This is a genomic window from Streptomyces sp. NBC_00209 (assembly GCF_045206345.1).
GTDB lineage: Bacteria > Actinomycetota > Actinomycetes > Streptomycetales > Streptomycetaceae > Streptomyces.
This window is the reverse complement of sequence record NZ_CP108121.1, coordinates 2,603,738-2,617,128: the sequence shown is the minus strand read 5'-3', so window position 1 is coordinate 2,617,128 and position 13,391 is coordinate 2,603,738. Positions and strand designations below refer to the sequence as shown.

General features: G+C 72.5%; 13 protein-coding genes. 8 read left to right on the top strand and 5 right to left on the bottom strand.

All coding sequences use genetic code 11. From position 1 onward, the window contains the following. Positions 1–119 precede the first annotated feature (119 nt). Together sucC and sucD are read left to right on the top strand one after the other, a co-directional pair. Entirely contained in the window at positions 120–1,301 is a 1,182-nt protein-coding gene (sucC, locus tag OG867_RS11455) for an ADP-forming succinate--CoA ligase subunit beta (RefSeq protein WP_328901868.1), read from the top strand. 21 nt (positions 1,302–1,322) lie between these two features. Next, positions 1,323–2,207, top strand: a complete 885-nt coding sequence (gene sucD, locus OG867_RS11450; RefSeq protein ID WP_328901869.1) for a succinate--CoA ligase subunit alpha — start codon at positions 1,323–1,325, stop codon at positions 2,205–2,207. Between the two features lie 103 nt (positions 2,208–2,310). Here the strand turns inward: sucD and OG867_RS11445 are convergent, their stop codons facing one another. Continuing rightward, a complete protein-coding gene (locus OG867_RS11445; protein WP_406284777.1) occupies positions 2,311–3,495 on the bottom strand; it encodes a helix-turn-helix domain-containing protein in 1,185 nt (394 codons plus the stop codon). Between the two features lie 125 nt (positions 3,496–3,620). On the opposite strand from OG867_RS11445, the gene OG867_RS11440 reads away from it, so the two are divergent. Next, on the top strand, positions 3,621–5,144 hold the full coding sequence (locus OG867_RS11440) for a DUF6350 family protein (protein WP_406290900.1): 1,524 nt from the start codon (positions 3,621–3,623) through the stop codon (positions 5,142–5,144). Here the strand turns inward: OG867_RS11440 and OG867_RS11435 are convergent. Continuing rightward, positions 5,141–5,977, bottom strand: coding sequence for a hypothetical protein (locus OG867_RS11435; protein WP_406284774.1), 837 nt, complete (start codon positions 5,975–5,977; stop codon positions 5,141–5,143). The genes OG867_RS11440 and OG867_RS11435 overlap by 4 nt on opposite strands. 296 nt (positions 5,978–6,273) lie before the next feature. Here OG867_RS11435 and purN point away from each other — a divergent pair, with 296 nt between their 5' ends. Both purN and purH read left to right on the top strand, forming a co-directional pair. Then, entirely contained in the window at positions 6,274–6,930 is a 657-nt protein-coding gene (gene purN / locus OG867_RS11430) for a phosphoribosylglycinamide formyltransferase (RefSeq protein WP_328901872.1), read from the top strand. Beyond that, positions 6,917–8,470 carry a bifunctional phosphoribosylaminoimidazolecarboxamide formyltransferase/IMP cyclohydrolase gene (purH, locus tag OG867_RS11425; RefSeq protein WP_406284772.1) on the top strand — a complete coding sequence of 518 codons (1,554 nt, stop codon included), beginning with the start codon at positions 6,917–6,919 and terminating at the stop codon, positions 8,468–8,470. The genes purN and purH overlap by 14 nt, the downstream gene beginning before the upstream one ends. Positions 8,471–8,555: 85 nt before the next feature. Here purH and OG867_RS11420 read toward each other — a convergent pair whose 3' ends face one another. After that, positions 8,556–9,140: an RDD family protein gene (locus OG867_RS11420; RefSeq protein ID WP_406284770.1), complete on the bottom strand. Its 585-nt coding sequence runs from the start codon at positions 9,138–9,140 to the stop codon at positions 8,556–8,558. 228 nt (positions 9,141–9,368) lie between these two features. On the opposite strand from OG867_RS11420, the gene OG867_RS11415 reads away from it, so the two are divergent. The 3 genes from OG867_RS11415 to OG867_RS11405 all read left to right on the top strand — a co-directional run bounded on the left by OG867_RS11415 (position 9,369) and on the right by OG867_RS11405 (position 12,050). Further along, a complete protein-coding gene (locus tag OG867_RS11415) occupies positions 9,369–10,238 on the top strand; it encodes a bifunctional methylenetetrahydrofolate dehydrogenase/methenyltetrahydrofolate cyclohydrolase (RefSeq protein WP_406284768.1) in 870 nt (289 codons plus the stop codon). Beyond that, entirely contained in the window at positions 10,219–10,707 is a 489-nt protein-coding gene (locus OG867_RS11410) for a DUF3017 domain-containing protein (protein ID WP_406290898.1), read from the top strand. The genes OG867_RS11415 and OG867_RS11410 overlap by 20 nt, the downstream gene beginning before the upstream one ends. 353 nt (positions 10,708–11,060) lie before the next feature. After that, positions 11,061–12,050, top strand: a complete 990-nt coding sequence (locus tag OG867_RS11405; protein ID WP_406284766.1) for a malate dehydrogenase — start codon at positions 11,061–11,063, stop codon at positions 12,048–12,050. A 61-nt stretch (positions 12,051–12,111) separates the two neighbouring features. On the opposite strand, the gene OG867_RS11400 is transcribed toward OG867_RS11405, so the two are convergent. Together OG867_RS11400 and OG867_RS11395 are read right to left on the bottom strand one after the other, a co-directional pair. Then, positions 12,112–12,834 carry an isocitrate lyase/phosphoenolpyruvate mutase family protein gene (locus OG867_RS11400; RefSeq protein WP_328901877.1) on the bottom strand — a complete coding sequence of 241 codons (723 nt, stop codon included), beginning with the start codon at positions 12,832–12,834 and terminating at the stop codon, positions 12,112–12,114. Positions 12,835–12,842: 8 nt separating this feature from the next. Beyond that, on the bottom strand, positions 12,843–13,352 hold the full coding sequence (locus OG867_RS11395) for a carboxymuconolactone decarboxylase family protein (protein ID WP_328901878.1): 510 nt from the start codon (positions 13,350–13,352) through the stop codon (positions 12,843–12,845). Between the last annotated feature and the right edge of the window lie 39 nt (positions 13,353–13,391).

Genomic DNA, 13,391 nt, shown 5'->3' with positions numbered 1-13,391 from the left:
ACATGCCGCGTATCCGGTCACCGTGTGCGCCTTCCTAGTGACACCGCAGTCACGTTGCCCCTCGCGGCACGCCCACGCAGAAAACCAACCGCGAGACCATTGATAAGGGACGGACGCGCGTGGACCTGTTCGAGTACCAGGCGAGGGACCTCTTCGCCAAGCACGGTGTACCGGTGCTGGCCGGTGAAGTCATCGACACGCCTGAGGCAGCCCGCGAGGCGACCGAGCGGCTGGGCGGCAAGTCGGTCGTCAAGGCGCAGGTGAAGGTCGGCGGCCGCGGCAAGGCCGGCGGCGTCAAGCTGGCGGCGAACGCCGACGAGGCGGTCGCCCGCGCGACCGACATCCTCGGCATGGACATCAAGGGCCACACGGTCCACAAGGTGATGATCGCCGAGCTGTCGCCGGAGATCGAGGCGGAGTACTACGTCTCGTACCTGCTCGACCGCACCAACCGCACCTTCCTGGCCATGGCCTCGGTGCAGGGTGGCATGGACATCGAGGAGGTCGCGGAGAAGACCCCCGAGGCCCTCGCGAAGGTCCCGGTCAACGCCGTGGACGGCGTCGACATCGTCAAGGCCCGCGAGATCGTGGCCCTGGCGAAGTTCCCGGCCGACGTGGCCGAGGGCGTCGCCGAGGCCCTGGTCACCCTGTGGGACACCTTCGTCGCCGAGGACGCGCTCCTCGTCGAGGTCAACCCGCTGGTGAAGACCAAGGACGGCCGCATCCTGGCCCTGGACGGCAAGGTCTCGCTGGACGAGAACGCCGACTTCCGCCAGCCGGGCCACGAGGCTCTTGAGGACAAGGCCGCGGCCAACCCGCTCGAGGCCGCCGCCAAGGCCAAGAACCTCAACTACGTCAAGCTCGACGGCGAGGTCGGCATCATCGGCAACGGCGCCGGTCTGGTCATGTCGACCCTGGACGTCGTCGCGTACGCCGGTGAGAACCACGGCAACGTGAAGCCCGCCAACTTCCTCGACATCGGTGGCGGCGCCTCCGCCGAGGTGATGGCGAACGGCCTGGAGATCATCCTCGGCGACCCGGACGTCAAGTCCGTCTTCGTCAACGTCTTCGGTGGCATCACCGCCTGTGACGAGGTCGCCAACGGCATCGTCCAGGCCCTGGAGCTGCTCAAGTCGAAGGGCGAGGCCGTCACCAAGCCCCTCGTCGTGCGTCTCGACGGCAACAACGCGGAGCTGGGTCGCAAGATCCTCTCCGACGCCAACCACCCGCTGGTCCAGCGCGTGGACACCATGGACGGCGCGGCCGACAAGGCCGCCGAGCTCGCCGCGGCCGCGAAGTAAGGAAGAGGGACTCAGACCACCATGGCTATCTTCCTCACCAAGGACAGCAAGGTCATCGTCCAGGGGATGACCGGCGCCACGGGCATGAAGCACACCAAGCTCATGCTCGCCGACGGCACCGACATCGTCGGCGGCGTGAACCCGCGCAAGGCCGGCACGACCGTCGACTTCGACGGCACCGAGGTACCGGTCTTCGGCTCCGTCGCCGAGGCGATGGAGAAGACCGGCGCGAACGTGTCCGTCCTCTTCGTGCCGCCGGCCTTCTCGAAGGCCGCCGTCGTCGAGGCGATCGACGCCGAGATCCCGCTCGCCGTCGTGATCACCGAGGGCATCGCCGTCCACGACTCGGCCGCCTTCTGGGCGTACGCCGGCTCGAAGGGCAACAAGACCCGGATCATCGGTCCGAACTGCCCCGGCCTGATCACCCCCGGCCAGTCCAACGCCGGCATCATCCCGGGCGACATCACCAAGCCCGGCCGCATCGGTCTCGTGTCCAAGTCCGGCACGCTGACCTACCAGATGATGTACGAGCTCCGCGACATCGGCTTCTCGTCCGCCGTCGGCATCGGTGGCGACCCGGTCATCGGTACGACGCACATCGACGCCCTCGCGGCGTTCGAGGCGGACCCCGAGACCGACCTGATCGTCATGATCGGCGAGATCGGCGGCGACGCCGAGGAGCGTGCGGCGGACTTCATCGCGAAGAACGTCACCAAGCCGGTCGTCGGTTACGTCGCGGGCTTCACCGCCCCCGAGGGCAAGACCATGGGCCACGCGGGCGCCATCGTCTCCGGCTCCTCCGGCACCGCGCAGGCCAAGAAGGAGGCCCTTGAGGCCGCCGGCGTGAAGGTCGGCAAGACGCCGACCGAGACCGCCAAGCTGGCGCGCGAGATCCTCGGCGCCTGATCCCGGCGCCGCGCTCGCGCGGCAGGGTGTCACCGTACGCACGACGCGGGCCCGTCCCCTTCACCGGGGGACGGGCCCGCGTCGTCGTGTGCGCCGGACCGGTTCAGCCGGCCTCCGGCACCAGCCGGGCCGGGCTGTGGAAGACCTCGTCGCCGAGCTTCTTCCGCAGCTTGACGTCCTGCGGGGTCAGTTTCTGCGGGCCCCCGACCGGCGGCACCCCGCCGACCTTCTGGGCGGGCGCCGGGGGCGTCTCGTACTTCCGGGGAGCCGTCGCCAGGGTGATCAGCGTGAGCCCCACGATCAGCACGGTGAACGCGATGGCCGTCCGGGCCCACAGCTGCGCCTTGCGTTCGCTGCCGGTACGGATCAGCTCCGGCACCGGCAGCGGGGCGACGGGCCGGCTGCGGGCGAGGGCGCCCAGGTGCTCGTGGATCAGCGCGGACTGCTCGTCCGGTGCGTCCGGCTCCGCGATCTCGGGCAGCCGCTCGGCGACCGCCGCCCGCGCCGTCACCAGCCGCCCGGCCGCTGCCCGGGTGCTCGCCTCGGTCTCCGCCGCGGTCTCCGGCAGCCCGAGCCCCACCCCGTCGTGCAGCACCAGCGTGCGGCGGTACGAGGGGGGCAGGGCCAGGAGCGCGTCCAGCAGTGCCCGCGAGGCCGGGGCCTCGGGCGGCGGGTCGGCGCGGCGGTGCTCCCGGTTGAGCCGGCGCCACGGGGACATCGCGTACTCGTAGGCGGCGGCCCGCACCCAGCCGACCGGGTCCCGGTCCACCGCGACCTCCGGCCACCGCTCCCAGGCCAGCTCGAACGCCTTGGCCACGGCCGCGCGGGACAGGGCGCGCTGCCCGGTCAGCAGATAGGTCTGCTGGAAGAGGGCCGCGGCGGCGTACTGGTACAACGCGTCGAACGCGGCAGCGGGCGCGTCGGGCGCAACAGCCGCCTCAGCCTCAACAGCCGCCTCAGCCTCGACGGCCTCGTCCGGCTCAACGGCCTCGTCCGGTTCGGTGGCGGCCATGGCAACGCTCCCGGGGGCTTCGACAGGAACCGGCGGAGGGGGCGCCGGGGGCGCAGGGGCGGCCGCGACCGCCCCGATCAGCCGGGCGTACGCCTCGCGCTTGCGGCCGCGCGGGCTGCTGCGGCCGGTCTCCCAGGCCCGCACCGTCGCCCGGGTCACACCGACGGCCGACGCGACCTGGTCCTCCGTCAGCGCCAGCGCCTCCCGCAGCCTGCGCCGCTCCTTCGGCGAGGGCAGCGGAGGGGCGGTGGCCTTCTCGGACGTGCTCTGCGTCATGAGGGCCGCCCAGACGGCCTGCACCGGGTGAAAAAGTACATAAACGTATATTGATCGACACCCCGGCTGTTCGCCCGTTACACGAAATAAGCGCGTGTCGTTGGCAGCATGACCGCGTGACCCAAGTGACCGAACGCAGCCCCTTGTTGTCGCAGGACGAGCGGGGACGGCCCGTCGTACTGGTCTTCGCGGTGCTGCGCGGTGCCGTCGCGGCCGGGCTCGGCCTGGGCTCCCTCGTCGTCCTCGTCGCCGCGCTCTGGATCAGCTCACCGGCCCCGGACAGCGGTCCCGGCGAGGCGTTCCACGCGGCGGCGGGGCTCTGGCTCCTCGCGCACGGCGCCGAACTGGTCAGGACCGAGACGCTGACCGGGGCCCCGGCACCGATGGGCGTCGTCCCGCTGCTGCTCTCCGTGCTGCCGGTGTGGCTGGTGCACCGGGCGGCCAGGGACGTGCTGGAGCCCGAGGAAGGGCACGGCGCCCCGTCGCCCGGGGGTGCGTTCGCCCTGGTGACGGGCGGATACCTGCTGGTCGGCGGCGCGGTCGCCCTCTACGCGCGCGGCGCTTCGCTGTCCGCGCGGCCGCTCTCGCTGCTCTTTCCCGGCGCCCTCGTCGTGGCGGGCGCGGCGGCGGCCGGGGTGTGGACGGCCCGCGGGCGCCCGCTCGGCCCGCCGCCCTCCTGGGCGCCGGTGCGGCTGCACGAGGCGATGGCGCGCAGCCGGTTCCTGCGGCGGGCCGACGCGGTGGGCCGGTCGGCGCTGGCCGGGACCGCGGTGCTGCTGGGCGGCGGCGCACTGGTCGTCGCGTCGGCCCTGGTGTGGCACGGCGCACCGGTCCAGCAATCGTTCCTCCGGCTCTCCGGCGACTGGGGCGGCCTCATCGCCGTGCTCCTGCTCGCGCTGGGGCTCGTGCCGAACGCGGCGGTGTGGGGCGCGGCGTACGGGCTCGGCCCCGGCTTCGCCCTCGGCACGGCGTCCACGGTCACCCCGCTGGCCTTCACCGGGCCCCCGGCCGTCCCCGACTTCCCGCTGCTGGCCGCGATGCCCGCGCACGGCCCGGGCGCGCCGCTGAACTGGGCGGCCGGGGCGGTCCCGGTGGCGGCGGCGCTGACGGTGGCCTGGTTCACCGTGCGGAGAGCGGCGCCGGACCAGGGCGTACGGGAGGAGGCGTGGAGCCCGGGGGAGACCGCGCTCACCACCGCACTGGGGGCGGCGGGCTGCGGGCTCGGCGCGGCGCTGCTGGCGGCGGCCGCCGGGGGGCCGCTCGGCACCCACGCCCTGGCGGACTTCGGACCGGTGTGGTGGCTCACCGGGGCGGCGGCCCTGGCGTGGACGGCGCTCATCGGCGTCCCGGCGGCCCTGCTGCTCCGGGCCTGGCGGCTGCGCGGACGTAAGAAGGAGGACGCCGAACCGGCGGAGCCGGGAACCACGGCGAACACGGTGGACACGATCAAGGCACCCAAGGCCCCCAAGCCCCCCGCGCCCGTCGTCCCCGAGCCGCCCGTACCCGCGAAGGACGTGAACGAGGACGAGGGCCAGGACGAAGGGGACGACGACGACCTCGACGCGTACGACTTCCTGCCCACCGACCCCTGGCACGCCCGGGAGACCGAGCGGGAGACCGACGCGCCCCCCCGGTCCGCCGACCGCTAGCGCTTGACGCCGAAGAAGGGCTCCAGCGGCTTCGGGAGCAGGTCGTTGCAGGTCAGCTGGCCCGACTTGGTCAGGGCGTCGTTCACGCAGGTGTAGTAGTCGCGGTAGACCATCTGCACCGTGAACGTCGTCGCGACGATCGCCAGCGCGACCACGCCCGTCACCAGACCGCTCACCGCGGCCGTGGTCTGCTGCCGGCCGCCGCGCTGTGCGGCGAGCGTGTCCGGCGCGGGAGCGGCCCCGTCCGCCTGGGGGCTCTCCGCCCCGGCGGGCGCGGCGGCACCGGGCACCGGCGGCTTCGGCTTGGCGCGCAGCGCGCTGACCGCCCAGTACGTGGCGAGCGCGCCGAGCAGCAGGGCGATCTCCGAGAAGTCGAAGATCGCGAAGAAGAAGGCCCACATGCCGGAGAGCAGCGCGTAGCGGGCGCGGCGCTGGATGGGGTCGGTCGGGTCCCAGCGCGGACGGGCCGGGGGCTTCTCCGTACCGCCGGGGCCGGAGGGCCGCCCGCCGAAGGAGCCGTTCTCGCGGCCGGGCTGCCGGCTGCTCCACTGGCTGCCCCACGTCGGCCGGTCGTCGGACGGTCCGCCCTCGGGCCGGTCGTCGCCGTTCGCGGAGCCGTTCGTCGACCCGTCCGGGGAGCCGGACGGGTGGCGCGGCTGCCAGGGCTGGTCGGGCCGGCCCTCGGGCGGCGGCGCGAAGGGGTTGTCGTCGTTCGGGCTCCCGGAGGAACCGGAGGAGCCGGAGGAAGAGGACGAGGAGGAGCGCTCGCCCATCAGCACGGCGGCCCGCTCGGGCAGCGGCTGGCGGAAGGCGGTGCGGCGTCGGTCCGGCATGTGGTGAACGTCTTCCCCATCTCGTCGTTTCCGCCCGGCGGACGGTTCGCTGCCCCTGACGCTACCTTCCGGCGAGGAGGGGCCGAAAGCGGGGAGCACGGGGGCCCGTCACCCCCGTCAGGCAGGGGCGCGGCGAGGTGCCGGTATCGTTGCTGACGGTCGGCCCGTTCGTAGAGTTCCCCGTATGGGGGAGCGTGCTTCTTTCGTACGACCGTACAAATCGCAGGCCGCCGCCCCGGTGCCGTGGTGGTGGGCCGGCCGCTTCGAACCGCTCGCACGCGAGAAAGGGCCCAGCCGTGGCCTCCCCCCTTCCCTCCGCCGCCCCGGCCCGTGTGGTCGTCCTGGTCTCCGGTTCCGGTACGAACCTCCAGGCCCTGCTCGACGTGATCGGTGACGATCCCGAGGGCTACGGCGCCCGGATCGTCGCGGTCGGCGCCGACCGCGACGGCATCGCCGGCCTGGAACGGGCCGAGCGCGCCGGGCTCCCCACCTTCACGTGCCGCGTCAAGGACCACGCCTCGCGCGAGGAGTGGGACGCCGCGCTCGCCGGGGCCACCGCCGCGCACCGGCCCGACCTCGTGGTGTCCGCCGGGTTCATGAAGATCGTGGGCAAGGAGTTCCTGGTCCGGTTCGGCGGCCGGTTCATCAACACCCACCCCGCCCTGCTCCCCAGCTTTCCCGGTGCCCACGGCGTGCGTGACGCGCTCGCGTACGGCGTGAAGGTCACCGGGTGCACCGTCCACTTCGTTGACGACGGCGTCGACACCGGTCCGATCATCGCGCAGGGCGTGGTCGAGGTGACCGAAGAGGACACCCCGGAGGGCGAAGCGGCCCTCCATGAACGCATCAAGGAAGTCGAGCGCAAGCTGCTCGTCGAGGCCGTGGGGCGGCTCGCCCGCGACGGCTATCGCATTGAGGGACGAAAGGTTCATCTCGGTCATGTCGGTGAATAAGCCCATCCGCCGCGCCCTGGTCAGCGTCTACGACAAGACGGGGCTCGAAGACCTCGCCCGCGGCCTGCACGAGGCGGGCGTCGAACTGGTCTCCACCGGCTCCACCGCCGGAAAGATCGCCGCCGCCGGTGTCCCGGTCACCAAGGTCGAGGAGCTGACCGGCTTCCCCGAGTGCCTCGACGGCCGCGTCAAGACGCTGCACCCCCGCGTCCACGCCGGCATCCTCGCGGACCTGCGCCTCGACGCGCACCGCGCGCAGCTGGCCGAGCTGGGCGTCGAGCCGTTCGACCTGGTCGTCGTCAACCTGTACCCGTTCAAGGAGACCGTCGCCTCCGGCGCCACCGCCGACGAGTGCGTCGAGCAGATCGACATCGGCGGCCCGTCGATGGTCCGCGCCGCCGCCAAGAACCACCCCTCCGTGGCCGTGGTCACCAGCCCGGAGCGTTACGCCGACGTGCTCGCCGCGGTCGAGGCGGGCGGCTTCGACCTGACCGCCCGCAAGCGGCTCGCCGCCGAGGCGTTCCAGCACACCGCCGCCTACGACGTGGCCGTCGCCGGCTGGTTCGCCGCCGACTACGCCGCCGCCGACGACTCCGGCTTCCCGGACTTCTTCGGTACGACGTACGAGCGCCAGGACGTCCTGCGCTACGGCGAGAACCCGCACCAGCCCGCCGCGCTCTACACCTCCGGCACCGGCGGCCTGGCCGGCGCCGAGCAGCTGCACGGCAAGGCGATGTCGTACAACAACTACACGGACACCGACGCCGCCCGGCGTGCCGCGTACGACCACGCCGAGCCGTGCGTCGCGATCATCAAGCACGCCAACCCGTGCGGCATCGCCATCGCCGACGACATCGCCGAGGCGCACCGCAACGCGCACGCCTGCGACCCGCTGTCGGCGTACGGCGGCGTCATCGCCGTCAACCGCCCGGTGACCGTCGCCCTGGCCGAGCAGGTCGCGGAGATCTTCACCGAGGTCATCGTCGCCCCGGCGTACGAGGACGGCGCGGTCGAGATCCTGGCGCGCAAGAAGAACGTCCGCGTGCTGCGCTGTCCCGAGGCCCCGTCCGCCGAGGTCGAGGTCAAGCCGATCGACGGCGGCGCGCTGCTCCAGGTCACCGACCGCCTCCAGGCCGAGGGCGACGACCCGGCCAACTGGACGCTCGCCACGGGCGACGCGCTCTCCGCCGACGAGCTGGCGGAGCTCGCCTTCGCGTGGAAGGCGTGCCGGGCGGTCAAGTCCAACGCCATCCTGCTCGCCAAGGGCGGCGCCTCGGTCGGCGTCGGCATGGGCCAGGTGAACCGGGTCGACTCCGCGAAGCTGGCCGTCGAGCGCGCGGGCGAGGAGCGGGCCGCCGGTTCCTACGCGGCGTCCGACGCCTTCTTCCCCTTCCCGGACGGGCTGGAGATCCTGACCGCCGCCGGCGTCAAGGCCGTGGTCCAGCCGGGCGGTTCGGTCCGCGACGAGCTGGCGGTCGAGGCCGCGAAGAAGGCCGGCGTCACGATGTACTTCACGGGCACCCGGCACTTCTTCCACTGAGCCGGACAGGTCCCCGTACGACCGAGGGCCGTAACCCCACGCGAGGCGCGTGCGGTTACGGCCCTCGGGCCTGTCGGACGGTCGGTCAGCCGACGCGGACGACGACGGTGGAGCAGATCTTGTCCGCGAACGTCTGGTTCTTGTCGTCCCACAGCGGCCACAGGTAACCGAGGTAGCAGACGAGGCCGTCCAGGAAGTGGGCGATCTGACGGACGAAGGCCATGCCGAAGCCGAGCGGCCGGCCGTCGGCCTCGCGCAGCAGGCTGATGCCGAGGGCCTTCTTGCCGATCCACTGACCGGTCGTGCCCTCCTTGTACAGCTTGAAGAGGCCACCACCGATGAGGACGAGGATGCCGAGGCCCATGAGCGCGGCGCCCGCCCCACCGCCCACACCGCCGCCTATGCCGAGGAGGACGCCGTAGGGGATGCCGATCACCAGGTAGTCGATCAGGAGCGCGCCGACGCGCCGCCACCAGCCGGACAGCGGCGGGCGGGCACCGTAACCGGGCTGCTGGCCGTAGTCGCCGCCGGGCACCGGCGGGGCCGTCGGGTAGCCGTAGCCCTGCTGCGGCACGCCCTGCGGGGACTGCGGGTAGCCGTAGCCCGGCTGCTGCGGCTGACCGGGCTGCTGCCCGTAGGGATTGTTCGGGTTCGGGTCGCCGAAGCTCATGGGCGTTCCTCCAACAGACGTACGGGGACGGTGCGGCCGCACGGAGGAGAGAGAAAACGTCAGCGGTCCAGCCCCCCGGTCTACTGCTGCGGCACAGCGGCCCTCATCGTTATAAGCGGTTAGTACGTTTGTCCAGCCGCGGCGCAAGAAGTTGTCCAAGTGCAACCTTGCGTCCACACCTGGTACCTGATTGGTCCGAGGGCGGGGTCATCCGGGAGTATGGGGACCATGACTGCCCAGATTCTCGATGGCAAGGCCACCGCAGCCGCGATCAAGTCCGATCTGACCGCCCGCGTGGCGGCCCTCAAGGCCCGGGGCGTCACGCCCGGCCTGGGAACCCTGCTGGTCGGGGACGACCCGGGCAGCAGGTGGTACGTGAACGGCAAGCACAAGGACTGCGCGCAGGTCGGCATCGCGTCCATTCAGCGCGAACTCCCCGACACCGCCACGCAGGAGGAGATCGAGGCCGTCGTCCACGAGCTCAACGCGGACCCCGCCTGCACGGGTTACATCGTGCAGCTTCCCCTCCCCAAGGGGATCGACACCAACCGCGTCCTGGAACTGATGGATCCGGCCAAGGACGCGGACGGCCTGCACCCGACGAACCTCGGCCGCCTCGTGCTCAACGAGACCGGCCCGCTGCCGTGCACCCCGCAGGGCGTCGTCCAGCTCCTGCGCCACCACGGCGTCGAGATCAACGGCGCCCACGTCGTGGTCGTCGGACGCGGTGTCACCATCGGGCGGTCCATCCCGCTGCTGCTCACCCGCAAGTCGGAGAACGCCACGGTGACCCAGTGCCACACCGGCACCCGGGACCTGGGCGCCCACCTGAAGCAGGCCGACATCATCGTCGCCGCCGCGGGCGTGCCGCACATCATCAAGCCCGAGCACGTGAAGCCGGGCGCGGCCGTCCTGGACGTCGGCGTCAGCCGCGACGAGAACGGCAAGATCGTGGGCGACGTCCACCCCGGCGTGGCCGAGGTCGCCGCCTGGATCTCGCCGAACCCGGGCGGCGTCGGCCCGATGACCCGTGCCCAGCTCCTCGTCAACGTGGTCGAGGCCGCCGAGCGCGACGCGGCTGCCGTCTCCGCCGGCTGACCCGGTGGGTGCTGGTACGAGTCCGGAGACCGGCTCCACGGAGGCCGGCGAGACGGCGGCCCCCGCCGCCACCCGGCGGGCCCGGCGGTTCTCGCTGACCCGGGACACCGCGCGGCCCGAGGGCGGCGGCCGGGCGGCCGGCGGGGACGCGCCGGCCCCGGCCCGTCAGTGGCCGCTGCTCGCGGTGCTCTGCACGGCCGGTGCCGGACTGCTGATCGTGGCGGCCGATCCGTTCGAGCAAGCCTTTCGCGTCGGCACGATACTGATCGGCATCGCCCTCGTCCTGGGCGCGGTCCTGCGCGTGACCGTCCGGTCGGTGGGCATGCTCGCGGTGCGGTCCCGCTTCACCGATCTGGTGACGTACGGCCTGCTCGGCGTCCTCATCGTGCTGCTCGCGCTGGTCGCGCAGCCGGAGCCGTGGCTCGACATCCCGTTCCTGGAGGACGCGGTCCACTTCACGGTCCGCTGACCCGTGCTCCGAAGGAGCGGAAGAACCGGTGGCCGTCCCCTCCCCCGAGAAGGGACGGACACCGGAGTCGGGGGCAACCGGAGCGCGAAGCTCCCGAAGCGGCGTTGAGCGGCCTTGCCCCGTCCTGCGTCCAGCCTTGTCGACGGCCCCCGCCCGTTCAAGGGATGGCTTGCCCCTGTGGCACGGAAGTGACCATTCCGCCATGGTGTGATCGACAGGCAACGGGGGCCGGGCGGCCGCGGGGTTCCGGGTCGGATAGCCTGGCCGACGGATATCTCTTCACATCAAGATTCAGGGATGTCCCGCACCAGGGGCCAGGAGCCCGGACCGCCAGCTGTCTAACGGAGATCGCCATGACCCGCACTCCCGTGAATGTCACCGTGACCGGCGCAGCCGGCCAGATCGGCTACGCGCTGCTCTTCCGCATCGCCTCCGGCCACCTGCTCGGCCCGGACGTGCCGGTCAACCTGCGTCTGCTGGAGATCCCCCAGGGGCTGAAGGCCGCCGAGGGCACCGCGATGGAGCTGGACGACTGCGCGTTCCCGCTGCTGCGCAACATCGAGATCACCGACGACGCGAACGTCGGCTTCGACGGTGCGAACGTCGCCCTGCTCGTCGGCGCCCGCCCCCGCACCAAGGGCATGGAGCGCGGCGACCTGCTCGCCGCCAACGGCGGCATCTTCAAGCCCCAGGGCAAGGCGATCAACGACAACGCCGCGGACGACATCAAGGTCCTCGTCGTCGGCAACCCGGCCAACACCAACGCGCTCATCGCGCGGGCCGCCGCCCCGGACGTCCCGGCCGAGCGCTTCACCGCGATGACCCGCCTGGACCACAACCGCGCGATCTCGCAGCTGGCCGCCAAGACCGGTGCCGCCGTCTCCGACATCAAGAAGCTGACGATCTGGGGCAACCACTCGGCCACCCAGTACCCGGACATCTTCCACGCCGAGGTCGCCGGCAAGAACGCCGCCGAGCTCGTCAACGACGAGGCGTGGCTGGCCGACACCTTCATCCCGACCGTCGCCAAGCGCGGCGCCGCGATCATCGAGGCCCGTGGCGCGTCCTCCGCCGCCTCCGCCGCCAACGCCGCCATCGACCACGTCTACACCTGGGTCAACGGCACCGCCGAGGGCGACTGGACCTCCATGGGTATCCCCTCGGACGGCTCCTACGGTGTGCCCGAGGGCATCATCTCGTCGTTCCCGGTCACCACGAAGAACGGCACGTACGAGATCGTCCAGGGCCTGGACATCAACGAGTTCTCCCGTGCGCGCATCGACGCCTCGGTGCAGGAGCTCACCGAGGAGCGCGACGCGGTCCACGAGCTCGGCCTGATCTGATCCACCACGCACACGCCCCCGGCAGCCGCAGCGCTGCCGGGGGCGTGGTGCTTGTTACGGGTCAGAGCTCGGCCGCGATCTCCCGCACCGCCGCCATGGCCCGGCGCTGGAGCCCCGGCCCGAAGGTGATCCGGGTCGCCCCCAGCTCACCGAGGCGGCGCGGCCCCGGCCCGTCCGGCCGGGCCAGCGCGTTCAGCGGCAGCCCGGGCAGCGCACCGGCCAGCGGCCCGAACACCTCGGGCGGGGCCAGGATCGGGTACGCGCAGTCCGCGCCCGCCGCCGCGTAGAGCCGCGCCCGGCGCAGGGTCTCCGCCGCCGGGTCCACCCCCTCCGGGACGCCCGTGACGTACGTGTCGATCCGGGCGTTCACGAAGAGCGCGTCCCCGGCCGCCGCCCGCACCGCGGCCAGCCGGTCCGCCTGCGCTCCGGCGTCCAGCAGGACCCCGTCCACCGTGTCCTCCAGGTTGCAGCCGACGGCCCCGGCCGCGAGCAGCCGCTCCACCAGCTCGGCGGGCGGCAGCCCGTACCCGGCCTCGACATCGGCGGAGACCGGTACGGAGACGGCCCGGGCGATCCTTGCCACCGCCGCGAACATCTCGTCGGCGGGCGTCGAGCCGTCCTCGTAACCCAGCGACGCCGCGACCCCCGCGCTCGGAAGGGCGAGCGCGGGGAAGCCGGCGTCCGCGAGGACACGGGCGCTCGCGGCGTCCCACGGGCCGGGGAGGACCAGCGGGTCGCCGGGGGCGCGGCCGTGGTGCAGGGCCCGCAGGCCCGACGCGGTCACCGGGCCGCTCAGCCGTGGTCGCCGGGCGTGTAGTGGCCCGGCACCATGCGGGTGGTCACGGCGAACCGGTTCCAGGCGTTGATCGTGATGATCGCGCCGATGAGGTGGGCCAGCTCCTCCTCGCCGAAGTGCTTCGCGGCCCGCGCGTACACCTCGTCCGGCACGAAGCCGTCGGTCAGCACGGTCACCGCCTCGGTCAGCTCGATCGCGGCGATCTCCTTCGGCGTGTAGAAGTGCTGCGACTCCTCCCAGGCGCTGAGCTGGACGATCCGCTGCACGGACTCGCCCGCCGCGAGCGCGTCCTTGGTGTGCATGTCCAGGCAGAACGCGCAGTGGTTGAGCTGCGAGGCGCGGATCTTCACCAGCTCGCCGATCACCGGGTCGATGCCCTTGCGGGAGGCGGCGTCCAGGCGGGCCATCGCCTTGTAGACGTCGGGAGCGTGCTGCGCCCAGGCCAGGCGCGGGGTGTGCTCGGGGCAGTAGCCGGAGGTGCTGTCGCTGTTCTCGTTCGTCGTCATGCCCATAACGCTACGGGGAGAGTGGCGCAGCGGTATGGT

What these genes read in the sequence shown, in the direction of transcription:
- OG867_RS11415 (WP_406284768.1), top strand. Translation starts at nt 9,369, where the DNA reads ATGACTGCCCAGATTCTCGATGGCAAGGCCACCGCAGCCGCGATCAAG.
- OG867_RS11395 (WP_328901878.1), bottom strand. Translation starts at nt 13,352, where the DNA reads ATGACGACGAACGAGAACAGCGACAGCACCTCCGGCTACTGCCCCGAG.
- purH (WP_406284772.1), top strand. Translation starts at nt 6,917, where the DNA reads ATGTCGGTGAATAAGCCCATCCGCCGCGCCCTGGTCAGCGTCTACGAC.
- OG867_RS11435 (WP_406284774.1), bottom strand. Translation starts at nt 5,977, where the DNA reads ATGCCGGACCGACGCCGCACCGCCTTCCGCCAGCCGCTGCCCGAGCGG.
- OG867_RS11420 (WP_406284770.1), bottom strand. Translation starts at nt 9,140, where the DNA reads ATGAGCTTCGGCGACCCGAACCCGAACAATCCCTACGGGCAGCAGCCC.
- sucD (WP_328901869.1), top strand. Translation starts at nt 1,323, where the DNA reads ATGGCTATCTTCCTCACCAAGGACAGCAAGGTCATCGTCCAGGGGATG.
- OG867_RS11445 (WP_406284777.1), bottom strand. Translation starts at nt 3,495, where the DNA reads ATGACGCAGAGCACGTCCGAGAAGGCCACCGCCCCTCCGCTGCCCTCG.
- OG867_RS11405 (WP_406284766.1), top strand. Translation starts at nt 11,061, where the DNA reads ATGACCCGCACTCCCGTGAATGTCACCGTGACCGGCGCAGCCGGCCAG.